The sequence below is a fragment of the Phaeobacter sp. JH20_02 genome (assembly GCF_048056915.1).
In the GTDB taxonomy this organism is placed as follows: Bacteria; Pseudomonadota; Alphaproteobacteria; order Rhodobacterales; family Rhodobacteraceae; genus Phaeobacter; species Phaeobacter bryozoorum.
In genome coordinates this window covers 629376-652748 of sequence record NZ_JAYMVP010000022.1, presented here as the reverse complement: position 1 = coordinate 652748, position 23373 = coordinate 629376, and the positions used below count along the sequence as shown (strand labels likewise).

Genomic DNA, 23373 nt, shown 5'->3' with positions numbered 1-23373 from the left:
GGTCAGCCCTGCTTACCGAAAAATCAGAGGGGCTTCAGCCTGCGGATTTCTCTTCCAGCTCCAGCCATTCCTCCTCAGCGGCAGAGAGTTTCTCCTGCCGCTCCACCAGCGCATCGGTGGCCTTCTGGAACTTCACCGGTTCGCGGGTGAACAGCTCGGGATCGGCCATCAGCTGCTGCAATTTGGCGATCTCCGCCTCCAGCCGCTCGATCTCGCCGGGCAGCGCCTCCAGCCGGTGTTTTTCCTTAAAGCTCAGACCATCCTTGGGCTGCGCTTCCTGCTTGGGTTTCGGCTTGCTCGCCTTGGCTTTCTCTGCCTTCTCCGCCGCACCTTCGACCGGGGCACGTTGCGAGAGGTAATCGCTCCAGCCCCCCGCATAGGCCGTGGCGCGCCCGCCGCCTTCCATGGCGATGGTGGTGGTGGCCACGCGGTCCAGAAAATCCCGGTCGTGGCTCACCAGCAGAACCGTGCCATCGTAGCTGTCCAGGAGTTCCTGCAACAGGTCGAGCGTCTCAACATCCAGATCATTGGTCGGTTCGTCCAGCACCAGCAGGTTGCTCTGCCGCGCCATCAGCCGCGCCAGCAAGAGACGCGCCTTCTCGCCGCCGGACAGGGACCGCACCGGCGCGCGGGCCTGCGCCTCGTCGAACAGAAATTCCTTCAGGTAGCCGACCACATGTTTAGGCTGCCCCCGGACCATCACCTGATCCGCCTTGCCCGAAATCCCCAGAAGCGGATCCGAGGTCAGGTTTTCCCAGAGACTGGCATCGCCGTCCAGCTGATCGCGGGTCTGATCAAACAGCGCCAGCTCCAGATTGGTGCCCATCTGCACATGGCCTTCATCAGGCTGTTCCAGCCCCAGCAGCATCTTCAGGAGCGTGGTCTTACCTGCCCCATTCGGCCCGACAAAGGCAACGCGATCGCCGCGCTGCACCTTCAGCGAGAAGTCCCGCACAATTGCCTTGTCACCGTAGGATTTTGTCAGCCCTTCGGCCTCGATCACTTTGCGGCCCGATTTCGGGCCCGCGTCCAGCGCCAGCTCAGCCGTGCCCTGCCGCTTGATCTGGCTGGACCGCTCCGCCTTCAGATCCTGAAGCGCGCGCACCCGGCCCATATTGCGTTTGCGGCGGGCGGAGATGCCCTCCACCGCCCAGCGGCTTTCGGATTTGATCAGCCGGTTCAGCTTATGCCTCTGCTGGTCTTCTTCTTCCCAGATCTTGTCGCGCCAGGCCTCAAAGGCATCAAACCCCTTCTCCTGACGGCGCACCTGCCCACGGTCCACCCAAAGCGTCGCGCGGGTCAGGGCGCGCAGAAACGCCCGGTCGTGCGAAATCAGCACAAAGGCGGCGCGGGTCGATTTCAGCTCATTCTCAAGCCAGGTGATCGCCTCGATATCCAGATGGTTGGTCGGCTCGTCCAAGAGCATCAGATCGGGTGCCTCGGCCATCAGCTTGGCCAGCGCCGCGCGGCGTTTTTCACCGCCAGAGGCCGTCGCCACAGGGCGGGCAGGATCAAACTTCAGCCCCTCGCCTGCCCGCTCCACCTTGTACATCTCGCCCGGATCCAGTTCGGAACTGGCAAAATCGCCCAGCGTGGCAAACCCGGTCATCTGCGGGTCCTGCTCCATATAGCCGACGGATTTGCCCGGCGGCACCACCAGCGAGCCGGTGTCGGCCTCGACCAGACCGGCCATCACCTTCATCAGGGTGGATTTGCCGGAGCCATTGCGCCCGACCAGCGCCACCCGGTCGCCGGGTTGCACCACCAGATCAAGATCCGCGAACACCGGATCGCCCCCAAAGGTGAGGGAGATACCGGACATCTGTAAAAGAGGAATACGTGCCATGTGAGGCTGCTAAACCGGGGCGCGGGGCAGGTCAACGGCTGTCAGCGCACCGGATGGTCAACGCCGGTGACAATGGCGCGCAGCAGACGTTTGCGCGCTGCGGGAATGGTGGCGATTTCCACCGCCGTAAAGAGATGCAGCGTGCCAAGCTCGCGGTCGATCACCGCATGGTCGCTGACCCAGCCGCCCATCATCAGATAGGTGCGCAACAGGGGCGGCATCTGCTGCTGCGCCGCCTTGCCATCCACGGGCGGCAGATCCAGTGCCGCAAGGGGCAGCACCTGCGCCGCCCGCACCCCCACCCCCTGCCCGGTCGGTGCCTGATGACGGGCCAGCAGCAGGGCAAGGGCCTGCCCATAGGGCGCCGGATCAACACCCTGAAAGGACGAGCAGCCAAACAGCAGCTCGACCCCGTGATCATCGACAAACGCCGTCAGCGCCCCCCAGGCAAGCCGCAGGATATCGGCATCCTGCCAATCGGGATGGATGCAGAACCGACCCAGCTCCAGCAACGGGCCACGACGGGCGGAAAACATATTCAGATCATAGCTTTGCGCGGCATAGCTCTGGGCGATATATGCGCCATCTGGCAGCAGCAGCAGGCGAAAACAACAGACCAGAACACCGCTGGCCTGATCCTCGATCAGCATATGCTGGCAGCGCAGGTCCAGCGGTTCTGCGTCGAGCTTGCTGCGGCCGAAACACAGGCTTCGCAGCGCCCGCGCCCGTCGCAGATCGCCGCCATCACCGGCCACCTGCCCGGCGCCATCAATCAGCCGGACCCGATAGCGGCCACGACACAGCAGCGGCCGCGGCGCGACCTTTGCAGGGGACATCTTCACAAGGGGCAACAGATCACGCAACGCAGCTCTTCCAGCGACCACAGGCACCGCAGCCTGAGGCCTGCCTAGCATGGATCACGTATCAGCCAAACGACGAAAGCCACCCCGGATCGGGATGGCTTTCTCAGAATGAGATATGCAGGCCGATCAGACCCGCCGCATCATTCGATCAGCCCACCGGGACCAAAGTTGCCGAGGCTGCCCAGCAGCTGGCGCAGGAAGGTCTTGTCCTGCACGTTGGAGCTGGTCACGCGGCGTTGCAGGGGAATCACCCGGCCCTGCTCCAGACCGTAGCGTTCGATCCCCGTGACCACGCCCTGATCGTTGAAATTGATCGCAACCAGCTCCCGCGAGACCGGCTTGCTGGCCGAAGGACCACGTCGGCGCATCAGGGTGGAAACATAGTAGTAACCGCCATCGGTCAGCACGCCCTCTGCCGCCGGAACCCCAATGGTTTCAGCAACGCTGTCCTTGGTATCAACGCCGACAACCACCTCTGACAGCAGCTCTTCGCTGGGGACATATCCGTGCTTGCGGTACATGGAACAGGCGCCAACCGCGAGCCCCGCTACCAAGAGAACCGTGACCCTTGTCGCCGCCTTCAGCGACCTCATACGTTTGGATGCCATGCTACTCTCTTGCCCCCCGGCTTGAATACGCCTTTGAACCGGATTACCTAAACCAAGCCTCCGGTTCAAGAAACGAAAGTCCCCCAAATGTCTGAGAGCACCGCTTTTCGGGTCGCTGACCTGCCGCAAAACCGCGCTACCTCGTTCGAACTGCGCCCCGACGCCGCTGGTCTGACCGCCCTCGCGCAGGAACTGGGCGTCGACGATCTGCGCAAACTGCGCTTTGCCGGAGAGATCCGCGCTCTGGGCAAACGTGACTGGGAACTGGTTGCGGATCTGGGCGCCACCGTGGTGCAGCCCTGCGTGGTGACACTGGATCCGGTGACCACCCGCATTGATCAGAAGGTGCGCCGCAGCTTTATCGCCGGGATGGTGCATCCCGACAGCGAGGAAGAGGTGGAGATGCCCGAGGATGACACCAGCGAACCGCTGGGCAGCCATATCTCCCCGCATGAGGTGATGGTCGAAGCGCTGGCGCTGGCGCTGCCGCAATACCCCCGTAAAGACGGCGTCTCGCTCGGAGAATCAGTGCACGCCGAACCGGGTGTTGCCCCGATGCGCGACGAGGACACAAAGCCCTTTGCCGGGCTGGCCGCGCTGCGTGATCAGCTTGACGGCAGCCGCGAAGACTGAAAAGAGAGCGGCCAGACGATTCCGATTGGTGTTCATGCGCTGACCGGCCAAAAAACCACTTGCGCCAGCGTCAATTCGCAGTATTTTCGCGCGCTCATCGGAATTTTGGTTGGACATCGGCAAGGCTGAGGCCTAAACGCACGGCAGACCGATCGAAACATTGAATGTGAAACGCGCCGCGGGGACAGCCCCAAGGCCCCAAGTGACAAAGGTTGAGACATGGCTGTCCAACAGAACAAAGTATCCAAGTCGCGTCGCAACAACCGCCGCGCGCACGATGCACTGGTTGCTGCAAACCCGAACGAATGCGGCAACTGTGGCGAACTGAAGCGTCCGCACCACGTATGCCCCTCCTGCGGCCACTACGACGAGAAAGAAATCGTCGCAGCCGCTGACGAGATCGACATGGACGAAGACGCGGCCTAAGCCGCGTCTGCACCAGACTTAATGTCAGGCAGGCATTTTCATGGCGGGTAAACCCGATCAGATGCAGAAGAATGCCGGCCGCATAGTTATTTCGGTTGACGCCATGGGCGGAGATGCCGGCCCCGCAGTTGTGGTGGCCGGCATTGCCATGTCCGCCGAAAAGAACCCCGATCTGGGGTTCATCCTGCATGGTCCCGAAGAACAGCTGACGCCGCTGGTCGCCAAGAAGCGTATTCTCGACGGCCGGGTGGAATTCCGCGATGCCCGCGATGTGGTCACCATGGAGGACAAGCCCTCTCAGGTGATGCGCCACGGCAAGGGCACGTCGATGTGGTCGACGCTGGAGTCGGTCAAGGAGGGTGAAGCCGCCGGTGCGGTCTCCTGCGGCAATACCGGCGCGCTGATGGCGCTGTCGATGCTGCGGCTGCGCAAGCTGCCCGGTGTGAACCGCCCGGCCATTGCGATTCTCTGGCCGTCGCGCAATCCGCAGGGCTTCAACGTGATGCTCGATGTTGGCGCCGATGTGCGCGCCGACGCGCAGGATCTGCTGCAATACGCCATGATGGGCACCTCTTATGTGCGCAATTCGATGGACATTCCCCGCCCCCGCGTGGGCCTGCTGAATGTCGGCACCGAAGAGCACAAGGGCCATGCCGACCTGAAAGAAGCCTATGGGCTGATCTCGGATCATTCCGAAACCGGGGGGTTTGACTTTGTCGGTTTTGTCGAGGGCAGCGATATCCCCGGCGATGTCGCCGATGTGATCGTCACCGACGGGTTCACCGGCAATGTCGCGATCAAGACCGGCGAGGGCACTGCCAGCCTGATGCGTGTCGCCCTGCGGGAAGCCTTTGAATATTCGTTCCTGTCCAGGATTGCGGCGCTGCTGGCGATGACCTCGCTCAAGCGGCTGTCCAAGCGCATGGACCCGCGCCGGGTCAATGGCGGTGTTTTCCTAGGTCTCAATGGCACCGTGGTGAAATCCCATGGTGGCGCGGATGCCACCGGTGTCTCGGCGGCGGTGAAGCTGGCCTTCCGTCTTGCCCAGCAGGGGTTTGCAGAAAAACTCGCCGCACGGGTTGCATCCTCTGTGGCGCTTACCCAAGATAAACCAGCGCAAATGGACGAGACCAAAACCGACCAGGCGCCCACCAAAAAAGACTAAAAGGCAGGCATCAGAATGACGCGACGCGCAGTAATTGTCGGGACCGGGCATTATCTCCCTGAACGCGTGGTCGAGAACGCGGAATTCGAAGCCACGCTGGATACGTCGGACGAATGGATTCGCAGCCGCTCCGGGATTGAGCGCCGCCATTTCGCCGCCGACGGCGAGACCACCTCCTTCATGGCCACCAAGGCCGCCGAAAAGGCGCTGGGTGATGCCGGGCTGACCGCGGATGATATCGACGCCATCGTGGTGGCCACATCGACCGCCGATCTCACCTTCCCCTCTGCCGCCACCATGGTGCAGGCCCAGCTGGGCATGACCCGTGGCTTTGCCTTTGACGTGCAGGCGGTCTGCGCTGGGTTTGTCTATGCGCTGAGCAACGCCAATGCGCTGGTGGCCTCCGGGCAGGCCGAGAAGGTGCTGGTGATCGGGGCCGAGACCTTCAGCAAGATCATGGACTGGAGCGACCGCTCCACCTGTGTGCTGTTCGGCGATGGTGCCGGTGCGCTGGTTCTGGAGGCGCAGGACGGCGCAGGCACCAGTGCCGACCGTGGTATTCTGGCCACCGACCTCAATTCCGACGGCCGCTACAAGGATCTGCTTTATGTGGATGGCGGCGTTTCCACCCAGAACACCGGCCATCTGCGGATGCAGGGCAATCAGGTGTTCCGCCATGCGGTCGAGAAACTGGCCTCCACTGCCAATACCGCGCTGGAGCGCGCCGGCCTGACCGCCGCCGATGTCGATTGGATCGTGCCCCATCAGGCCAATATCCGCATCATCCAGGGCACCGCCAAGAAGATGGGCCTGCCGATGGAAAAGGTGGTGGTCACCGTGCAAGACCACGGCAATACCTCGGCCGCCTCGATCCCGCTGGCGCTGTCAGTGGGCAAGGAACGCGGCCAGATCAAACAGGGCGATCTGGTCGTCACCGAAGCCATCGGCGGCGGTCTGGCCTGGGGATCGGTTGTCCTGCGCTGGTAAGCGGCAAAGCCAGCCCGAGAAGCGGCGCGATTTTACGGGCGGAACTCCGCGATGCAATTCATTGATATTGACAGGGAAATTCCCCCCGCCCTATGCTTTGCCAAACAGCGGGGATAGTCATGGGCGAAAAAACACTAACACGAATGGATTTGAGTGAAGCGGTCTTCCGCGAGGTTGGCCTGTCGCGCAACGAAAGCGCGCAGCTGGTGGAAAGCATGCTTCAGCATATGTCTGACGCCCTGGTCCGTGGGGAACAGGTCAAAATTTCTTCCTTCGGGACATTCAGCGTGCGCGATAAATCCGCCCGCGTTGGCCGCAACCCGAAGACCGGCGAAGAGGTGCCCATTCAGCCTCGCCGGGTTTTGACCTTTCGACCATCGCATCTGATGAAGGACCGGGTGGCAGACGGGAACCGTAAATAAATAACGGTCAGTAACCACGGGACACACCACGCGATGTCAAAATCACCAGACGCCTTCCGCACCATCAGCGAAGTTGCGGAGTGGCTGGGGATCCAGGCGCATGTCTTGCGTTTCTGGGAAAGCAAATTCACCCAGATCAAACCGGTCAAACGCGCAGGCGGACGCCGGTACTATCGTCCTGCCGATGTGGAATTGATCAGCAGCATCAAGTACTTGCTGCACGACAAGGGGCTGTCCATCAAGGATGTGCAGGCGCTGTTGCGCGAACATGGCCCGGTCCATGTCGCCGCGATGGGCGGTGGCGCCCCGATAGATGCCGACACGGTTGAGGCGGACGCGGTCGAGGCGGACACAATTGAGGCCACGGTCGCAGAGGCGCAGGACGAACCCGCCAGCGCGGAGCCGTCCGGGGGTGATCTTTTCTCCGACGCCGAGGCGCCCGCGCCAGAGCCTGCAACCGCGCAGACGCCAGAGGCGGCAGCAGCCCCCGCTGTTGAGATGCCTGCTACGGACGTGCCCGCCACTGCGCCTGTAACCGCGCCTGTCGCCTCCGCTGCGACCACTCCTGCCGCTGCGCCAATGGCCCCTGCCTCCGCCGCGCCTGTTGCGCCCGTAATGCCCGCAGCGCCCACCGCAGGTGGCCCGCCCGCGCCAGTGGTCGGCTCCGCAGCAACCTCACCGGTGGATGCCGGTCCGGTTGAGGCTACCGCCTTCGACGCCGCCGCCGTGGCGCAGCCTTCCGATGCTGGCCCTGTCCCGGCGCAGCCCGAAACCGGCGCCGCCCCCCTGACGCCAGCGCAGCCTCAGGGCGCGGCATCAATGGCCCCACTGGCAGATGTTCCACCCGCCGCAGCTGCACCCGCTCCGACAGCGCCGCTTGCGGCGGAGCCTGCCATGGCGCCGATGGATCCGATTGACGCGGCTGTCGCGCAGACCGGTTCGGTCCACCCGCCTGCCGCACCGGTCAGCGAAACCGCCATCCCTGCCGCCGCCGAACCCACCAGCGATCTGCATGTCATGGCCGACGCCCCCGAGAGCGCGCCACAGGCAGATGGTCCTGCGGATGACCTCCCGCCGATGATGGACGCGGCCATGCCGCAGGCACCCGACGTTTCCGTGCCGGCGGATACCGCCGACGCGATCGCGGACCTGCCCCCGGCGGCGCCATCCGATGTTGCAGCGGAGCTGACCCAACCGGGCCTGCCGCTTGGTGAGGAAGACGATGCGCTGCTGGATGCGCCTGTCGAGGCTGTGGCGGATGCGCCGGAGCAGGAGCAGGCGCAGCTCTGGCCGGAGACGCCGGAGGCGCAGGACCCCGGCACCGTGGAGGTCGCCGAGGCTGCGGCGCTCCCGCCGGTGGCGCCGGAAGGGAACAGGCTTGCCGAACCGTCAGCGGATCCGGCGCTGGAGGCGACAATCGAGATGCCGGTTGCGAGTCCGGTTGAGGGTCCAGCGGACAGCCCGGTTGCCATGGCTCTGGACACAGATGCGGGCGCAGATGACAGCGCCGCGCCTGCGCCATATGCGCCTGACAGCGCCATGTCTGACAGCGCCGCGCTGATGGCAGAACCGGGCGAGCCGGTGACAACTGTCGCGCCGGTGGAGCTGATAGCCGAGGCTGAGCCAGCGCCGCTCCTCGCACCTGAGCCTGAGGTCGGGCCTGAGCCTGAGCTCATCCCGGAGGTCGTGGAAGAGACTGCGGAAGACGCATCAATCGAGGCCGAGGCGCCGAATCTCTCTCCCTGGGGGGATGAGGAGCTTGCCTCGCCTGAGGTGGAAACGCCGGTTTCCATGGCAATGGCGCCTGCCGCCGATGAGGCCGAGGCCCCTGCCGGTGCTGGCGCGGATATATTTGCTGCCGACTCTGATGCGCCGATGGCCGAGACCCCCACCGAGACGGATGCGCAAGATCCCGTGGTGTTTGATCAGGGCGACAGCCCGGCACCCGTGGTTGAGGCGCTGGACAGCGATCCCGCGCTTGGCGATATGCCACCGGACGCGCCTGCGGCGGAGGCCGTGCCAGAGGTCACAGTGCAGCCGCTGGGCGATCCTGAGGCCGATGTCGCACAGGAGGCTGCCGAGCCGGTAGCGACGACCGACTTTTTCGCTGGTGGCGATGTGTCAGATGACGCGCTGGCAGATGGCGATCTGATGGCGGGCGAACTGGCGGGCAGCGATCTGCTGACCGACGCAGCGGGTGATCATCTGCCCGACGACAATGAGGCCCCCTCGCCCGAGGATGTGCCGCTGGCCTTTGCCGATGCGGCGGAGACGCCGGACGCTGCCGCGCCTCCGGCTGACGTGCTGGATATGCCTGACCCGGTTGCCGATCGTGCGGAGCTTGAGGCTGTGGCAGCACTGGAGGCAGGGCCGGAAGAGCTGCCAGATCTGGCTGAGGTTGCGACCGAGGTTGAGGTAGCGGCTCCGGTTGCCCTGGAGGATCCGCAGCTGGACGCGGGCATTGTCAGCGATCCGGTCTTGGCTGCGCCTGCGGTTGATGAGGATCTGTTGACCACGCCGGTGCAGGAGGATGCCGCGCTGCCGGAACCTGACCTGCCGGAACCTGACCTCGTGGGACTTGGGGACGCAGGATTTGCGGCTGCCGCGCCGGAGCATCCCGAAGCGGAGGCCACGGAACTGGCCACCGCTGACCCGGCATCCGAGGTGACCGAAGGCGCGGTTGAACCTATCGCGCCTGAGCCACATGACGAGGATGCGGCTGCGATGCCCGCGGGCGGCTCCGATCTGGCTGCCACGGGCGAACTGAGCCTGCCCAGCGAATTGACCGCCCCTGTCGAACTGGGCGCGGCAACCGAATTGGCAGGGCCTGAAGAGCTGGCGCAGACCGCGCCGCTCGCAGAGCCTGTGGATGCGGCAACGCCGGACCAGGAGGCGATGGCCGAGGTCACCGAGGTCGCAGAGGTCACGGAGACGGCGCCGGCGCTGGATGAACCGGCAGAGCCTGCCGCGCCGGTTTCCGCCCCGGCTGGGCAGGAATTTGTCGAACCCGATCTCCCCGCAGCCGATGTGGCCGAAGCGGACCTGCCCGCGGCTGATACATCTGCCGCTGACACCCCTACCGCCGACGATCCCGCCGAGGCTGCGGAGCCGGAGCTTCGACCGCTGGTGATTGATATCCCCGATGAGGCGGAGCCGCGCGCTGCGCAGACCTCCGGTGCGCTGTCGCGGCTTGCGGGGATTGCGCAGCTGCCTGCGGATCATGTCGGACAGGCCCGCGCCTGTGCCGGGGCATTGCGGGCGCATCGGGGCGCTGCCTAGGGTCGCGTCACATTAATCTTGCAGAGGCGGCGAAATAATCTGGTTTTTTCGCTTGCCCCTGCCGGAAAAACGGGTAGAAACCAGCGCAACGGGCTATAGCGCAGCCTGGTAGCGCGTCCGTCTGGGGGACGGAAGGTCGCAGGTTCGAGTCCTGCTAGCCCGACCAAAATACCCCGCCTCGCAAGGGGCTAAAAAACGCCCGCCCCTCTCTGGGGTGGGTGTTTTTGTATCTGCCTTTCGTGCAAGGTATTGATAATAAAGCGTTGGGAGGATCGGGATGACATCAGAACCACGGCTCGTGAGCGGAGCGGCACAGGGCGTGCTGTCGGATCGCCAGATCCGCCAGATGATCACCGAGGCTGCGATTTCCGCTTCTTCTCCGATCCTGAATGACCAGATCCAACCGGCGAGCCTTGATCTGCGGCTGAGCGATTGTGCCTATCGGGTGCGGGCCTCCTTTCTGCCCGGTCTGGGGCGCACGGTCGCCGACCGGCTGGAGGATCTGACCATGCACCGGGTGGCGCTGACCGGTGGTGCGGTGCTGGAAAAGGGCTGCGTCTATGTGGTGCCGCTGATGGAGCGGATCCGTCTGCCCGAGGGAATGACGGCGGCGGCCAGCGCCAAATCCTCCATCGGGCGGCTGGATGTGATGACGCGGGTGATCACCGATCAGGGGGTGGAGTTCGACCGGGTCACCGATGGCTATGACGGGCCGCTTTATGCGGAAATCTGCCCGCAGAGTTTCTCTGTGGTGGTGCAGCCGGGGCAGCTGCTGACGCAGATCATCTTTCGTCAGGGGCGCACATTCCTCAGTGATGCGGAGCTGCGCGCAGTGCATGAGGCGACGCCGATTGTGTCGGGAACACCGGTGATCTCCGACGGTCTGGGCTTCTCCGTCGATCTTCGGCCTGAGCGGGGCGATCTGGTGGGATACCGCGCCAAACATCACACCGGTGTGGTCGATCTGTCAAAGCTCGGCCATTACGATCCGGCGGAGTATTGGGAAGAGGTCCGCACCACCAAGGGGCAGATCATTCTGGATCCCGGTGCGTTCTACATTCTGGTGAGCCGCGAGGCGATTGCCATCCCGCCGGATTATGCTGCCGAAATGGCGCCCTATCTGGCGATGGTGGGCGAATTCCGGGTGCATTACGCGGGCTTCTTTGATCCCGGTTTTGGCTATGCTGCCGCTGGCGGGGCCGGATCGCGTGGCGTTCTGGAAGTGCGCTGCCATGATGCGCCCTTTGTTCTGGAGCACGGGCAGGTCGTGGGGCGGCTGGTCTACGAGAAGATGTCGGAAGTCCCCGAACAGCTCTATGGCGTTGATATCGCATCAAACTATCAGGGTCAGGGGCTGAAGCTATCAAAGCATTTCAAACCCCAAACCAAGGGCTGACGCCCTGACTGGGGGAGCCTGAGCCTAGAACCGTGGGGGTCGGGTATTGCGCCCGGTCAGGCGCGCCTTCTGGGCGGTTGCCTTGTCCTGTGGCAGCGGGCGCGCGGATTTTTCCGTGCCCTGACCCTTGTCGCGCTTGGCGATTGCCCTGATCCCGGCGTTGACGCCTGCATTGACCGCGCGGCCCACAAGACGGCGTAGGATCATGTTGATCAACCGTTCTATGCTCATCTGCGTCACTCCTTGGCCCTGGCATCTGTTGCACGCGGATCTCACCGCGTGCACCGGCAGTATCGCAGAGGTTTGCGGCCCTTTTGCGGCGCGGCGGCCTGCCCTCAGTCGCCAAAGAGTTCCGGCTGTTCCTCGACCTCGTCGCTGTCGCCGCGCCCGCCCAGAGGCAGGCTGCCCGGTGGCGGGCGGTTTTCCAGCAGACCTGCGGCGCGCAGCTCCTTGAGGCCGGGGAGATCACGGGCGCTTTCCAACCCGAAGTGATCGAGGAACGTGGGCGTCACCACAAAGGTCACCGGGCGGCCCGGTGTCATCTTGCGGCGGCCAAGGCGGATCCAGTCCATTTCCAGCAGCTGGTCGATGGTGCCGCGCGACACCGACACGCCGCGCACCTCTTCGATTTCGGCGCGGGTGACCGGCTGGTGATAGGCAATGATCGCAAGGGTTTCGATGGCCGCGCGTGAGAGTTTGCGGGTTTCGACCGTTTCCTTCTGCATCAGAAAGCCAAGGTCAGAGGCGGTGCGCAGCGCCCAGGCATCGCCGACGCGCACGATATTGACGCCGCGCCCTTCGTAGCGTTTGCGCAGGTGCTCCAGCGCGGTGCCCGGTTCGCAGCCATGCGGCATCCGCGCCTCAAGATCGCGCACCGTCACCGGTTCGGCGCTGGCAAAGAGCACCGCTTCAACCATGCGCTCCTGTTCGGCCATGGGGGGCGCGTCGAAGAGGGTTTGGGTTTCCTCCGCAACAGTGTTCTGGCTGTGGTCGTCCATCAGGTATCCTTGTCACGAATGCGCAGCTGAATGGGCGCATAGGTCTCGCTCTGTCGCAGCTCCAGCCGGCCTTCTTTCACCAATTGCAGCGAGGCGGCAAAGGTGGAGGCGGTGGCGGAGCGGCGTTTCATCGGGTCGGAGTGCCAGCCATCGGGCAGATAGGTCAGCATATCGGTCCAGCTGCCGGTGTAGCCGATCAGGTGGCGCATCCGTTCCAGCGCCGCCTCCATGGTAAAGATCGCCTCGCGGTCCAGCACGAAGGGGCGGAAATCATCGCGGGTGCGGATCCGGGCATAGGCCTGCATCAGGTCCAGGAGATTGGCCGAATAGCTGACGGTGCGGATGCGGGTCACATCCTCACTCTGACCACGGGCAAAGAAGTTGCGGCCCAGCTGATCGCGCGCCATCAGCCGCGCCGCGCTGTCGCGCATGGCCTGAAGCCGCTCCAGCTGGAAGGCCAGATGCGCCGCCAGTTCCTCACCCGAGGGGCCGTCCTCCGTCGGGTCGGGCGGCAGCAGCAGGCGGGATTTCAGATAGGCAAGCCAGGCCGCCATGACCAGATAATCGGCGGCCAGTTCGATACGCAGCTCATGGGCCTTTTCCACGAAACTGAGGTATTGGCGCGCCAGTTCCAGCACCGAGATGCGGCGCAGGTCGACCTTTTGCGTGCGCGAGAGCGACAAGAGCACGTCCAGCGGCCCCTCGTAGCCGTCAACGTCCACGATCAATGCTTCGGCCGCGAGCCGCTCCTCGACGCTGGTCGCGTCGTCGTCAAACAAAGTGTCAGCCATCTACCTGTCCGCCCATGAGGGCTGATAGTTCGGCCTCGGCCGCGGTTATGTCAAGCGGGGCCGGAGCGCGGCGGGCGGCCTCGGCCTGTTCGGCGCGGGCCTGTGCAGCCACGCTCATCTGGCCCGAAGCCTCCGCCACGGCGGCGCGCTCATCCAGCGGGGCGTTGCAGAACAGGACCACATCGCAGCCTGCCGCCAGCGTGTCGCGCGCGATATCCTGCGGTGTGCCGCTCAGCGCCTTCATCGAGATGTCATCGCTCATGATCAGCCCGTCAAAACCAATATCGGTGCGGATCATCTGCATGACGCGGGGCGACAGGGTGGCGGGGCGGCTGTCCAGCACCTCATAGACCAGATGGGCGGTCATCCCCATCGGCAGGTCATTCAGCGCGGCAAAGGCGGCAAAATCCGAGCCGGTCAGCAGATCCAGCGGCGCGCTGATGCGGGGCAGGTCCTTGTGGCTGTCCAGCGTCGCGCGGCCATGACCGGGGATATGTTTCACCACCGGCACGACGCCGCCATCCAGCAGGCCGTCAGCGGTGGCGCGGGCGCGGCGCACCACCGCCGCCAGATCGCTGCCGTAACAGCGGTTCTGAAGAAACGGGTGGGTATCGGGACCGGCCACATCGGCCAGCGGTGCGCAGTTGCTGTCGATGCCCAGCCCGCGCAGCTCCTCCGCGATCAGGCGGGCGCGCAGATACATGGCGCGATCCGCCCCTGCCCCGGCAGCCGCCGCGTGATCCAGCGCGGGCCGCCACTGGCGTGCCAGCGGCGGGCGCAGGCGCTGCACGCGGCCGCCCTCCTGATCTATGGTGATCAGACAGTTGCGGCCAACCGCCTGGCGCAGTTCATCACAGAGCGCGCGGGTCTGCTCGGCGCTGTCGATATTGCGGGCAAACAGGATGAAGCCAAAGGGATTGGCGCGGGCGAACAGCGCCTTTTCGGCGGCGCTGAGACGCAGACCTTCGGCATCTAGAATTGTGGCTCCGTAACGCATTGCGATCCTCTTGTGCTGGGGCGCTGATACACCAGTGTCGGGGGCGGCGCCATGGCCGGATGGGTCAAACTGGCAGCAGTTTGCCGGATGGAAAACGACAAACGCCCGGCTGGAGCCGGGCGCGGAGGTGTCGGGGGGAGGCCCATGTCCTAGCGGGTGGTCACGGGGATACAGTCGGCGTTGCCTGCCACCAGAGCGGAGCAGAAACGGCGCGCATCGGAGAGGTCGTCAAAGCCCATCGCGCGCAGGCGGTAGAAGGTGCGACCTCCGCTTTCCGCCTTTTGGATCACCCGTTTCTTGCCTTCCAGATAATCGGCGAAGCGTCCGTGGATGCGATCCCATTCGGCGCGCGCGACCTCGGCGCTTTCATAGGCGCCGAGCTGGGCCAGACGGGTGCCTGCGGGCAGGCTGTCGGGCGAGACATCCTGCGTGGTTTGCGCCACCGGCGCAGACGCTGTGGCGCGGCTTGGTGAAAAACGGGCGGGCCGCGCGGCGGGGCGCAGCGAGACGCGCACACCGGGGGCATTGCGCAGGGCTGCATTTGGCGCGGGCGCCACGGCCGCGACGCTCACGGCCTGTAGGGGTTGTGGCTGAACGATGGCCGGCGCTGTGGCGGAAGCCGACAGCTGTTCGGCGCCGCGCAGGGTCTCCTCCCCCAGAGGGGCGAAATCCTCGGTCAGCTCAGCCACCAGCGCGTCGATATCGCCGCCCTGATAGGCCGCGACCGCTTCGCTGGAGAGCCTGCCTGTATCGGCATTGGCCACCGCAGCGGCATCAGCCGCGCCATCGCGGGTGTCGTTGATCCGCGCAGCACCGGTGGTGAGCGCCGCCTGCATGGGCTGGTCATCCTCGGTCAGCTGCACGTCCTGCGGCGCCAGTGTCAGCCGGTCGGCAGGAGTTTCGACATTGCCATTGGCAGCAACCGCATTGACGGCAAGCCCCTGATGGTCGGCGGGCAGGCCGCCGGGGTTCTCGGGCTGCACCCGCAGCGGGCCTTCGACGGCGCGCACGACCGGCACGCCGCTGACATCGCGGGAAATCAGCTGGTAGCCCCAGAGACCGATGCCTGCGACCAATACAAGCGAGGCCACGGCGCCAAGGACGCTGAACGCCTTGCTGAGGCCGGCGCGACCGGCCCCTGCCGGTTCCGGGCTAAACCCGTAGTCATCGTAGCGATGCCCCTGACCGGTGCCCGGCCCGCTATAGGCGTCCTGCGCGGAGGCACCATAGCTGGGCGCTGGCTGCTGATAGGGGCTGTAGGACTGCGCGCCCTGTCCGGGGGATGTATGGGGCTGCGCAAAATAGCCGCCCGCTGCCGGCTGCTGGGCCTGTGGCGCGGCGGCCGATGTCTGCGGATCGAATCCGAAGGGGTGTTTGGGCTGCGGATAGGGCAAATGCGCATCGGCAAAGGAAGGCTCCTGCCGGGTGCCCTGTGTTTCAGTGGCGGAGGCCGAAGAACGGTCCCCACCATTGGAATACGACTGGCCGTGACCTGCCTGCGTAAAATACGCCATTTCCGCCTCACTGCCCGCAGACGGCACGCAATGCGCCGATCCGGGTTTCTACTTGATGATCTGCCTCGATCCGGCGGCCTGGGCGATTTTAGCTATCGCATCTCCTGCGCCGGTGTGACCCCAAGAATACCAAGACCGGCAGAAATGACAATGGAAACGGTCTTGGCCAGTGCCATTTTTGCATGTGTTGCAGATGGGTTGCTCTCGTTAACAAAACGTAAACCTTCGTTGGTTTTGCCAAGGTGATACAGCCCGTGCAGTTCCGAGGCGAGATCATAGAGATAGAAGGCAACCCGGTGCGGCTCGTGGGTGCGGGCGGCGATTTCCACCTGACGTGGCCATTCGGCCAGCTTCTTGGCCACCGCCAGCTGGGCGGAATCGTCCAGAAGCGACAGGTCGGCCGCGGCCAGCGTGGCCTCGTCGGTCGCAATCCCGGCCTCTGCCGCCTTGCGCAGGGTCGAGCAGATCCGCGCATTGGCGTATTGCACATAGAACACCGGATTGTCCTTGGACTGCTCCAGCGCCTTGTCGAGGTCGAAATCGAAACCCTGATCGTTCTTGCGCGTCAGCAGCATGAAACGGGTGACATCGGCGCCGACGGCATCGACCACATCGCGCAGGGTGACAAAGGTCCCGGCCCGTTTGGACATCTTGAACTCCTGACCGTCCTTGAACAGCTTCACCAGCTGGCACAGCTTGATATCCAGCGGCACCCGACCATCGGAGAGCGCCGAAACCGCCGCCTTCATCCGTTTGACATAGCCGCCGTGGTCGGCGCCGAAAATGTCGATCAGCTCGTCAAAGCCGCGCTCAACCTTATCGTAGTGATAGGCGATGTCGGGCGCGAAATAGGTCCAGGAACCATCGGATTTCTTCACTGCCCGGTCAACGTCGTCGCCGTGATCGGTGGATTTGAACAGGGTCTGTTCGCGCGGCTCCCAATCGTCGGGTTTCTTGCCCTTCGGCGGTTCCAGCACGCCCTGATAGATCAGCCCCTTGGCATCCAGTTCCTTCAGCGCCGCCTCGATCTTGCCGGTGCCGTAGAGGGATTTTTCCGAGTAGAACACATCCATCTCGATGCCAAGCTGGGCCAGATCCTCGCGGATCAGCTGCATCATCGCATCGGTTGCGAATTCGCGCACCTCGGCCAGCCAGACATCTTCGCCCTGATCGACATAGGCATCGCCCACCTTGTCCTTCAGCGCCTGCCCGACGGGAACCAGATAGTCGCCCGGATAGGTGCCATCGGCAAAGGCCACGTCCTGCCCGTGTGCCTCGAGGTAGCGCAGGTAGACAGAGCGCGCCAGTACATCGACCTGACCGCCGCCGTCATTGATGTAATATTCGCGGGTGACGTCATAGCCAGCATAGGCCAGGAGCGCCGCCAGCGCATCGCCGAAGACCGCGCCGCGGGTGTGACCCACATGCAGCGGGCCGGTCGGGTTGGCGGAGACATATTCCACGTTCACGCGCTTGCCCGCGCCGACGTCCGAGCGGCCGAAATCCGTGCCTGCGTCCAGGACCGATTTCAGCACGCCCTGCCAGATGCCCGGAGCCAGCCGCAGGTTCAGGAAGCCGGGGCCTGCGACCTCAGCGCTGGTGATCCGATCGTCCGCGGCCAGCTTCGCCGCCAGCGCCTCGGCGATGTCGCGCGGCTTCATCCTGGCGGGCTTGGCCAGCACCATCGCCGCATTGGTCGCCATGTCGCCATGGGCGGCATCGCGCGGCGGCTCCACCGCGACATTGGCAAAATCGAGCCCGTCGGGCAGCGCGCCCTCGCCGGTCATGGCGGTCAGGCTGTCGATCACGAGCGAGCGGATATCGGTAAAGAGGTTCATATCTGGCGTCCCAACTGTTCAGCACTGCGGATACCGGGGGCCGCAGGAAGGGTCAACAGGATTGCAGAACCCATCACCATCAGCAGCGGGGGCGTCCCGGAGAATTCCCGTTATCCGGTCAATTTTCCGGGTGAAGAAAATTGCGCGCGGGGCGAGGTTACGCGATATGCGCACCAAGGCGCGGCAGGTCAGGCCACCGGTACATCACGGGCCGGCAGACGGCCCCATCTGGTGATCTGATACCGGCGCAGCGAGGCGACATAATAGGGGTCGCGCAGAATCAGACGCTCAACCTCATCGCGGCTGGCCGCCTCGACATTCCAGATCGCCCCCGGAAAATCCTGCTCGGGCCGCATCGCCAATGCGCCGCCGATCTGCAATTCGGGATGGGCGCGTACAAAGGCGATATGAGCATCCCGGCGCGGGCGATCCGCGCGGATCCGCGCCATCTCTGGCGCATCCTGAAAGGTCACGGTCCAATGCGTCATGCCATTGTTTGCCATGGCGGCCTCTTGCATCTGCGATTGCGGTTCTGGGCGTCTTCCCCATGAAACCGCATCTGACCTGCCTCAGGATAGTGCCAGTTGGCGTCAGCGTTACCGCCAGTCGCAGCGCAGCCCGCGCCTATTGCCCGGCTTGCAGATCTGCCGCGGCGGCAGCGGCCTCAGCGGGGAACAGGCGGCGGTGCTCCTGCAATGCAAAGCGGTCGGTCATGCCTGCGATATAATCCGACACGATCCGGGCCAGAGCGGTTTCATCAGCGGCGGCGGCGATATCGCCCTGCCAGCGCGCGGGCATCTCTGCCGGATGGTTGAGGAAATGCGGAAACAGCGCCTCCACCACCTTGGAGACCTCAGCGCGTTTGCGCATCACGCTGGGCGCGCGGTACATGCGGGTGAAGAGAAAGGCGCGGATTTCCTTCAGGTCGGCCCAGAGCGCATCGGAGAACACCACCACGGGCGCGCCCAGGGCACGCACATCCTCGACGCTTTGCGCGCCGCTGGCAGCAAGACGGGCGCGGGCGCCGTCGATCACATCGCTGACCATCACGCCAAAGACCCGCCGCAGCGCCTCATGTCGGCGGCGGCGCGCGTCAAGGCCGGGATAACGGCGATCCACCGCCTGATAGGCCGGTCCGATCACCGGCAGCTCGGCAATATCGGCATCGGTGAACAGCCCGGCGCGCAGACCGTCGTGCAGGTCGTGGTTGTTATAGGCGATGTCATCGGCCAAGGCCGCAACCTGCGCCTCGGCGCTGGCATGGGTGTGCAGCTCCAGATCCAGCGCCGCATTGCATTCGGCCAGCGCCCAGGGCAGATCGCCCACAACCGGACCATTATGTTTGGCAATCGCCTCAAGGGTTTCCCAGGTGAGATTCAGCCCGTCGAATTCGGCGTAATGCCGTTCCAGCGAGGTGACGATGCGGATGGCCTGCGCATTGTGATCAAAGCCACCATAGGGGGCCATCAGCGCATGCAGAGCATCCTCGCCGGTGTGGCCAAAGGGCGTGTGCCCCAGATCATGCGCCAGCGCCACCGCCTCGGTCAGCTCCTGATTGAGCCGAAGTGCGCCCGCAATGGTCCGCGCCACCTGACCCACCTCGATCGAATGGGTGAGCCGGGTGCGATAATTGTCGCCTTCATGTTCAACAAAGACCTGGGTTTTGTGTTTCAGCCTGCGAAAGGCGCTGGCGTGGATGATCCGGTCACGGTCGCGCTGATAGGGAGAGCGGAAACTGCTTTCTTCTTCGGGGACTTGGCGGCCACGGCTACGGTCGGGCATGGTCGCATAAGGCGCGTAGGTCACTAATCTTTTCCCCGGTCAATCTTGTCCCTGTGGCGTCACCTTTCTATATTATGAACTCAGCTGCAACACGGCAGTGATCACCGTATTGGGAGACCAGAGATGCAATTGCCTCCAAAAGTGACCGAGCGCGCCTTTGCCCGGCTGGCCGAAATCGGCGCCGCCGATCAGGGTCAGGCGCTGCGCGTGGCTGTCGAAGGCGGCGGCTGTTCCGGGTTTCAGTACGAAATTGCACTGGATGCCCCGCAGGCCGATGATCTGATCCTTGAGGGTCAGGGGCAGAAGGTGGTGGTGGATGAGGTCTCGCTACCGTTTCTGGAAAACGCGGTGATCGACTTTACCGAAGAGCTGATTGGCGCGCGGTTCGTGATCAACAACCCCAATGCCACCTCAAGCTGCGGCTGCGGCACCTCGTTTTCGATGTAGAAACGCCCGCAGGGGCTGCATGACCACCGGTTTGCGCTAAGTGATGCTGGCCGCGCGGTGCCCTGCGGACCAGATCCGTCATCTGCTTCCATATGGCCGGAGCGTCGCCGCTAAACGGGCTGGCGCGTTCTGATCACGGCGACAGGCTGAGTCCCCCTGCCCCGATCCGTCGATATCGGGCGTGACAGTCCCCCGCCCTGCTGAAGATCTGCCAGAACGCCTCGAATGCGGGGGTGCTGTTTTGCAGGTTCCGCAACTGTTTGCGGGCGTCGGGACCGGAGTGCGCCGCCATATGGCTGAGGGCATCCTGCCAGAGTGCGGGTGCTGTCCGGCCGGGTCCAGCGCCTGCCTCCATCAGCCAGACCGACAGCGGCGCCAGCAGGCTGCGGGTGGCGGGGGCGGCGATATGCAGGGCCTGCCCGGCGCCTGCGGGGAGCCGGCAGGCGGGCTCGGTTTTCCGGCCCACCGCAGTTACCTGCTGCCACCACAGCGTAACGAAACAGGCGTGATAGCCATCCATGCGCCCGTCAAACCCGTCTGGTGTCAGGGTAAACTGCGCGGTCGCGTGGCTGAGCAGCTGCTCCCAATAGGGCGCAGGCGTCGCGCCGGCATAGCGCAGGGCAATGCAGATCTCGGCCAACAGGTCCAGATCCTGATCAAGGCAGGCCAACAGCCCGGCGTAGGTCAGGCTTTGCAGGGCGCGGGCGTCCAGCCCCGGATCCCGCCGCCCGTAATCGGAGAGGTAGAACACGATATGGGTCAGCTCGTAGGCAGCCTTGCGATTGGGGATCGCAAAGGTCGCGCTGCGGCGGGTGAAGCGGCGCAGCCGGTCCGCAAGCCCAGGATCAACCGGCAGCGCAATGCCACGGCGGGCCAGCAGCTGCTGTGCCTCAGCGCGTTGCAGATCCGACAGTTCCGCCTCCACGAGACCCTGAGCCGCGGCCCAATGTGCCAGCTCCGCTGCGGCGGCCGGCGTGCCGGTCAGATCTTCGTAGTCGAGGCAAATCGACAGGATAAAGCGATAATATTGCGGGAAAAACCGCAGTTGGCGCGCGGCGCCGTCACAGAAGGGGCGCAGGGGGGACAGCGCCGCCTCGCCGCCGATCCCCCCTGCGCCTGCCGGTCCCCCGGCCCGCTGCTGCATCACCCGCAGCAGGCTCAGCAGTTCTGCGTTCTCCTTCAGCCAGTAGACCTCCTGCGGCCGGCGCCGGTGGCAGGCAAAGCTCTCGACCCATGTTGCAGCCGATGTACCCGGCGCCGTGCCCCGCCGCCCCGGTCCAGAGGGAGGCGGATGGCCGGGCGGGCCATCTGCGGACGCGCGGGTTTCGGCGTCCGGGATCTTGAAAGGCAGGATGATGGTCATGGTTGAAGCACCAAGATGGAACGCGCCCTGTGCCCGTCAGCCGTCAGACGGGCTGCCGGGGGGCTGGCTCATCGCGGCTTAGCTGCCGGAGGAGAACAGGCCGGTGGCCGCGCCGGTGGTGGTGGCGCCATCGGCCTGCGGGGCGGAACCGGAGGAGAACAGCGCGGTGCCTGCGCCCGCAACCAGATTGCCGTCGCCCTCGCGGCAGATCGAACCGGAGGAGAACATCTCGACCCCGTCCCCGGCATGAAGATCGCCGGTATGAAGCTCCGCCGCCGCAGGTGTCGACGGCTGTGCAAAGAGGTCGTGGCGCAAGGTTGAAGTGGTCATGGATCGTCTCCCGTTCTAGGTGAAAAACACCCGTCGACGATTGGCACGGGATGCCTGTTTCGCAACTGATAAACACGCCTATCGGTTGTTTTTCTGATAGGTCCACGGTTTAGGAAGGAGCGTCAATCCGTTGATCCTGAACCGAATGGCAGGTTCTGCACAGGTTAGCCACAGAGCTATCCACAACCGCAGACGCACAAAGCATAAGCAGACCGTCAGGCGATGATTTTGCAGGGCTGCAAATCACCCGGCAGCCGGGAGGGCGAGACCGAGCGGATCGCGTGCTGCTGATTCGCTGCTGTCGCCCGGGCGCGCCCTTGCCCCCTCGCCCGGATTGCGCGATAGATCAGGCGCCCCGCTGCGGGCCATTGAGGCAGGAGACCGGATATGAAAATCGCCACCTTCAACATCAACGGCATCAAGGCCCGCATCCATGCGCTGCCGGAATGGCTGGATGAGGCGCAACCCGATGTGGTGGTGCTGCAGGAGATCAAATCGGTCGATGAGGCCTTTCCGCGTGAGCTGTTCGAGGACCGGGGCTACAATGTCGAAACCCATGGCCAGAAGAGTTTCAACGGGGTGGCGATCCTGTCGAAGCTGCCGCTGGAGGATGTGCGGCGCGGCCTGCCGGGAGATGACAGCGACGAACAGGCGCGCTGGATCGAGGCAACCGTGGTGGGCAAACAGGCGATCCGCATCTGCGGGCTTTATCTGCCCAATGGCAACCCGGTTGAGCTGGACGCAGATGGACAGCCGGTCGACGGCGGCAAATACGCCTATAAACTGGCCTGGATGGAGCGGCTGCGGCAGCGGGCCAAGGATCTGCTGGCCGAGGAAATGCCCGCGCTGATGGCCGGGGATTACAATATCATTCCGCAGGCCGAAGACGCCAAGACGCCCGAAGCCTGGAAAGACGACGCGCTGCACCGCCCCGAAAGCCGGGCGGCATTCCAGCGGATCGTGGCGCTTGGCTTTACCGAAGCGTTCCGCGCCCGCCATCAGGGGCCGGGGCATTATTCGTTCTGGGATTATCAGGCCGGGGCCTGGAACCGCGACAACGGCATCCGCATCGACCATTTCCTGCTGAGCCCGCAGGCCGCCGATCTGCTGCGCGACTGCCAGATCGACAAGGAGGTGCGCGGCCGCGACAAACCGTCAGACCATGTGCCGGTCTGGGTCGATCTGGACCTATAGGCGGATAAGACAGCGGCCTGAGCGCCGGGTCGTGGGCGATCCGGCGGATTGACCGGGGTCAGCCCTAGCGGCGCGCGGGCCGCTGATATCGGCCCGCCCCTGAGATCCGCAAAGATTTCATCTCGGCACGGACAACTGCGCACAAACAACTCCGCAAGAACAACAAAGGGCGCATCGTTTCCGATGCGCCCGAATATCATCTCAGCAGATACCCCCGCGGGGGCAAAAGCTTAGGCGAGAGCCAGATTGGCTGCGCTTTCGCGGCCATCACGACCGGCTTCGATATCGAATGTGACTTTCTGGTCGTCATTCAGCGTGGTCAGGCCTGCGCGCTCAAGCGCCGAGATATGCACAAACACATCTCTGCTACCGCCCTCGGGGGCGATAAAACCAAAACCTTTAGTAGAGTTGAACCATTTTACGGTGCCATTAGCCATCGTAAGTCTCCTTAAAAATGCCACCCGCGGAATGCGGTAGCTCGGCCAGTCAGTGCA

At 64.4% G+C, this 23373-nt stretch carries 23 protein-coding genes and 1 tRNA gene; 10 read left to right on the top strand and 14 right to left on the bottom strand.

The window, feature by feature from the left end; genetic code table 11:
- Positions 1-34: 34 nt before the first annotated feature.
- From VWY34_RS09880 to VWY34_RS09870, 3 genes are all read right to left on the bottom strand, one after another.
- Complete coding sequence (locus tag VWY34_RS09880) at positions 35-1822, bottom strand: ABC-F family ATP-binding cassette domain-containing protein (RefSeq protein ID WP_416537799.1); 1788 nt, start codon at positions 1820-1822, stop codon at positions 35-37.
- A 65-nt stretch (positions 1823-1887) separates the two neighbouring features.
- Complete coding sequence (locus VWY34_RS09875; RefSeq protein ID WP_416544741.1) at positions 1888-2682, bottom strand: GNAT family N-acetyltransferase; 795 nt, start codon at positions 2680-2682, stop codon at positions 1888-1890.
- A gap of 167 nt (positions 2683-2849) precedes the next feature.
- Positions 2850-3317 carry an outer membrane protein assembly factor BamE gene (locus VWY34_RS09870; protein ID WP_340545192.1) on the bottom strand — a complete coding sequence of 156 codons (468 nt, stop codon included), beginning with the start codon at positions 3315-3317 and terminating at the stop codon, positions 2850-2852.
- Between the two features lie 87 nt (positions 3318-3404).
- On the opposite strand from VWY34_RS09870, the gene VWY34_RS09865 reads away from it, so the two are divergent.
- The 8 genes from VWY34_RS09865 to VWY34_RS09830 all read left to right on the top strand — a co-directional run bounded on the left by VWY34_RS09865 (position 3405) and on the right by VWY34_RS09830 (position 11625).
- Positions 3405-3950, top strand: coding sequence for a YceD family protein (locus tag VWY34_RS09865; RefSeq protein WP_340545191.1), 546 nt, complete (start codon positions 3405-3407; stop codon positions 3948-3950).
- A gap of 219 nt (positions 3951-4169) precedes the next feature.
- Positions 4170-4376: a 50S ribosomal protein L32 gene (rpmF, locus tag VWY34_RS09860; protein WP_014874239.1), complete on the top strand. Its 207-nt coding sequence runs from the start codon at positions 4170-4172 to the stop codon at positions 4374-4376.
- Positions 4377-4416: 40 nt separating this feature from the next.
- A complete protein-coding gene (gene plsX, locus VWY34_RS09855; RefSeq protein ID WP_340545190.1) occupies positions 4417-5541 on the top strand; it encodes a phosphate acyltransferase PlsX in 1125 nt (374 codons plus the stop codon).
- Between the two features lie 15 nt (positions 5542-5556).
- Positions 5557-6528: a beta-ketoacyl-ACP synthase III gene (locus VWY34_RS09850; RefSeq protein WP_416535889.1), complete on the top strand. Its 972-nt coding sequence runs from the start codon at positions 5557-5559 to the stop codon at positions 6526-6528.
- Positions 6529-6647: 119 nt separating this feature from the next.
- The gene (gene ihfA, locus VWY34_RS09845; RefSeq protein WP_008207184.1) at positions 6648-6950 is read left to right on the top strand and encodes an integration host factor subunit alpha; all 303 of its coding nucleotides are present in this window, start codon (positions 6648-6650) and stop codon (positions 6948-6950) included.
- A 33-nt stretch (positions 6951-6983) separates the two neighbouring features.
- Complete coding sequence (locus VWY34_RS09840) at positions 6984-10229, top strand: MerR family transcriptional regulator (protein WP_416544740.1); 3246 nt, start codon at positions 6984-6986, stop codon at positions 10227-10229.
- 89 nt (positions 10230-10318) lie between these two features.
- Positions 10319-10395 (top strand) — tRNA-Pro (locus VWY34_RS09835).
- A 111-nt stretch (positions 10396-10506) separates the two neighbouring features.
- Complete coding sequence (locus tag VWY34_RS09830; RefSeq protein WP_340545187.1) at positions 10507-11625, top strand: 2'-deoxycytidine 5'-triphosphate deaminase; 1119 nt, start codon at positions 10507-10509, stop codon at positions 11623-11625.
- Between the two features lie 24 nt (positions 11626-11649).
- On the opposite strand, the gene VWY34_RS09825 is transcribed toward VWY34_RS09830, so the two are convergent.
- The 8 genes from VWY34_RS09825 to VWY34_RS09790 form a co-directional block, all read right to left on the bottom strand.
- Positions 11650-11856, bottom strand: a complete 207-nt coding sequence (locus tag VWY34_RS09825; RefSeq protein ID WP_416544739.1) for a hypothetical protein — start codon at positions 11854-11856, stop codon at positions 11650-11652.
- 104 nt (positions 11857-11960) lie between these two features.
- Entirely contained in the window at positions 11961-12623 is a 663-nt protein-coding gene (scpB, locus tag VWY34_RS09820; RefSeq protein ID WP_416544738.1) for an SMC-Scp complex subunit ScpB, read from the bottom strand.
- A complete protein-coding gene (locus VWY34_RS09815; RefSeq protein ID WP_416535891.1) occupies positions 12623-13414 on the bottom strand; it encodes a segregation and condensation protein A in 792 nt (263 codons plus the stop codon). Before VWY34_RS09815 ends, scpB begins: the two co-directional genes overlap by 1 nt.
- Positions 13407-14411, bottom strand: coding sequence for a beta-N-acetylhexosaminidase (gene nagZ / locus VWY34_RS09810; RefSeq protein ID WP_416548934.1), 1005 nt, complete (start codon positions 14409-14411; stop codon positions 13407-13409). Before nagZ ends, VWY34_RS09815 begins: the two co-directional genes overlap by 8 nt.
- A 149-nt stretch (positions 14412-14560) precedes the next feature.
- Positions 14561-15925 carry an SPOR domain-containing protein gene (locus tag VWY34_RS09805; RefSeq protein WP_416544736.1) on the bottom strand — a complete coding sequence of 455 codons (1365 nt, stop codon included), beginning with the start codon at positions 15923-15925 and terminating at the stop codon, positions 14561-14563.
- A 92-nt stretch (positions 15926-16017) separates the two neighbouring features.
- Positions 16018-17763 (bottom strand): arginine--tRNA ligase, encoded by a 1746-nt coding sequence (gene argS, locus VWY34_RS09800; protein WP_416544735.1) that lies wholly within the window; start codon positions 17761-17763, stop codon positions 16018-16020.
- 188 nt (positions 17764-17951) lie between these two features.
- Positions 17952-18251: a YciI family protein gene (locus tag VWY34_RS09795; RefSeq protein WP_254656869.1), complete on the bottom strand. Its 300-nt coding sequence runs from the start codon at positions 18249-18251 to the stop codon at positions 17952-17954.
- A 136-nt stretch (positions 18252-18387) separates the two neighbouring features.
- A complete protein-coding gene (locus tag VWY34_RS09790; RefSeq protein WP_340545180.1) occupies positions 18388-19569 on the bottom strand; it encodes a deoxyguanosinetriphosphate triphosphohydrolase in 1182 nt (393 codons plus the stop codon).
- Positions 19570-19668: 99 nt separating this feature from the next.
- Here VWY34_RS09790 and VWY34_RS09785 point away from each other — a divergent pair, with 99 nt between their 5' ends.
- Positions 19669-19992, top strand: a complete 324-nt coding sequence (locus VWY34_RS09785; RefSeq protein ID WP_014874225.1) for a HesB/IscA family protein — start codon at positions 19669-19671, stop codon at positions 19990-19992.
- A 133-nt stretch (positions 19993-20125) separates the two neighbouring features.
- On the opposite strand, the gene VWY34_RS09780 is transcribed toward VWY34_RS09785, so the two are convergent.
- Together VWY34_RS09780 and VWY34_RS09775 are read right to left on the bottom strand one after the other, a co-directional pair.
- Entirely contained in the window at positions 20126-21355 is a 1230-nt protein-coding gene (locus tag VWY34_RS09780) for a DUF6902 family protein (RefSeq protein WP_416544734.1), read from the bottom strand.
- 78 nt (positions 21356-21433) lie between these two features.
- Positions 21434-21685, bottom strand: coding sequence for a hypothetical protein (locus VWY34_RS09775; RefSeq protein WP_416535898.1), 252 nt, complete (start codon positions 21683-21685; stop codon positions 21434-21436).
- Positions 21686-22072: 387 nt separating this feature from the next.
- Between VWY34_RS09775 and xth the strand changes: the two genes are divergently transcribed.
- Positions 22073-22879 carry an exodeoxyribonuclease III gene (gene xth, locus VWY34_RS09770; protein ID WP_416535899.1) on the top strand — a complete coding sequence of 269 codons (807 nt, stop codon included), beginning with the start codon at positions 22073-22075 and terminating at the stop codon, positions 22877-22879.
- 230 nt (positions 22880-23109) lie between these two features.
- Here the strand turns inward: xth and VWY34_RS09765 are convergent, their stop codons facing one another.
- Complete coding sequence (locus VWY34_RS09765) at positions 23110-23316, bottom strand: cold-shock protein (RefSeq protein WP_014874221.1); 207 nt, start codon at positions 23314-23316, stop codon at positions 23110-23112.
- Positions 23317-23373 lie beyond the last annotated feature (57 nt).

What these genes read in the sequence shown, in the direction of transcription:
- VWY34_RS09840 (WP_416544740.1), top strand. Translation starts at nt 6,984, where the DNA reads ATGTCAAAATCACCAGACGCCTTCCGCACCATCAGCGAAGTTGCGGAG.
- scpB (WP_416544738.1), bottom strand. Translation starts at nt 12,623, where the DNA reads ATGGACGACCACAGCCAGAACACTGTTGCGGAGGAAACCCAAACCCTC.
- VWY34_RS09880 (WP_416537799.1), bottom strand. Translation starts at nt 1,822, where the DNA reads ATGTCCGGTATCTCCCTCACCTTTGGGGGCGATCCGGTGTTCGCGGAT.
- nagZ (WP_416548934.1), bottom strand. Translation starts at nt 14,411, where the DNA reads ATGCGTTACGGAGCCACAATTCTAGATGCCGAAGGTCTGCGTCTCAGC.
- argS (WP_416544735.1), bottom strand. Translation starts at nt 17,763, where the DNA reads ATGAACCTCTTTACCGATATCCGCTCGCTCGTGATCGACAGCCTGACC.
- xth (WP_416535899.1), top strand. Translation starts at nt 22,073, where the DNA reads ATGAAAATCGCCACCTTCAACATCAACGGCATCAAGGCCCGCATCCAT.
- VWY34_RS09865 (WP_340545191.1), top strand. Translation starts at nt 3,405, where the DNA reads ATGTCTGAGAGCACCGCTTTTCGGGTCGCTGACCTGCCGCAAAACCGC.
- VWY34_RS09785 (WP_014874225.1), top strand. Translation starts at nt 19,669, where the DNA reads ATGCAATTGCCTCCAAAAGTGACCGAGCGCGCCTTTGCCCGGCTGGCC.
- VWY34_RS09775 (WP_416535898.1), bottom strand. Translation starts at nt 21,685, where the DNA reads ATGACCACTTCAACCTTGCGCCACGACCTCTTTGCACAGCCGTCGACA.
- VWY34_RS09815 (WP_416535891.1), bottom strand. Translation starts at nt 13,414, where the DNA reads ATGGCTGACACTTTGTTTGACGACGACGCGACCAGCGTCGAGGAGCGG.
- VWY34_RS09795 (WP_254656869.1), bottom strand. Translation starts at nt 18,251, where the DNA reads ATGACGCATTGGACCGTGACCTTTCAGGATGCGCCAGAGATGGCGCGG.
- VWY34_RS09875 (WP_416544741.1), bottom strand. Translation starts at nt 2,682, where the DNA reads ATGTCCCCTGCAAAGGTCGCGCCGCGGCCGCTGCTGTGTCGTGGCCGC.
- VWY34_RS09805 (WP_416544736.1), bottom strand. Translation starts at nt 15,925, where the DNA reads ATGGCGTATTTTACGCAGGCAGGTCACGGCCAGTCGTATTCCAATGGT.
- VWY34_RS09765 (WP_014874221.1), bottom strand. Translation starts at nt 23,316, where the DNA reads ATGGCTAATGGCACCGTAAAATGGTTCAACTCTACTAAAGGTTTTGGT.
- VWY34_RS09830 (WP_340545187.1), top strand. Translation starts at nt 10,507, where the DNA reads ATGACATCAGAACCACGGCTCGTGAGCGGAGCGGCACAGGGCGTGCTG.
- plsX (WP_340545190.1), top strand. Translation starts at nt 4,417, where the DNA reads ATGGCGGGTAAACCCGATCAGATGCAGAAGAATGCCGGCCGCATAGTT.
- VWY34_RS09780 (WP_416544734.1), bottom strand. Translation starts at nt 21,355, where the DNA reads ATGACCATCATCCTGCCTTTCAAGATCCCGGACGCCGAAACCCGCGCG.
- rpmF (WP_014874239.1), top strand. Translation starts at nt 4,170, where the DNA reads ATGGCTGTCCAACAGAACAAAGTATCCAAGTCGCGTCGCAACAACCGC.
- VWY34_RS09870 (WP_340545192.1), bottom strand. Translation starts at nt 3,317, where the DNA reads ATGGCATCCAAACGTATGAGGTCGCTGAAGGCGGCGACAAGGGTCACG.
- VWY34_RS09825 (WP_416544739.1), bottom strand. Translation starts at nt 11,856, where the DNA reads ATGAGCATAGAACGGTTGATCAACATGATCCTACGCCGTCTTGTGGGC.
- ihfA (WP_008207184.1), top strand. Translation starts at nt 6,648, where the DNA reads ATGGGCGAAAAAACACTAACACGAATGGATTTGAGTGAAGCGGTCTTC.
- VWY34_RS09850 (WP_416535889.1), top strand. Translation starts at nt 5,557, where the DNA reads ATGACGCGACGCGCAGTAATTGTCGGGACCGGGCATTATCTCCCTGAA.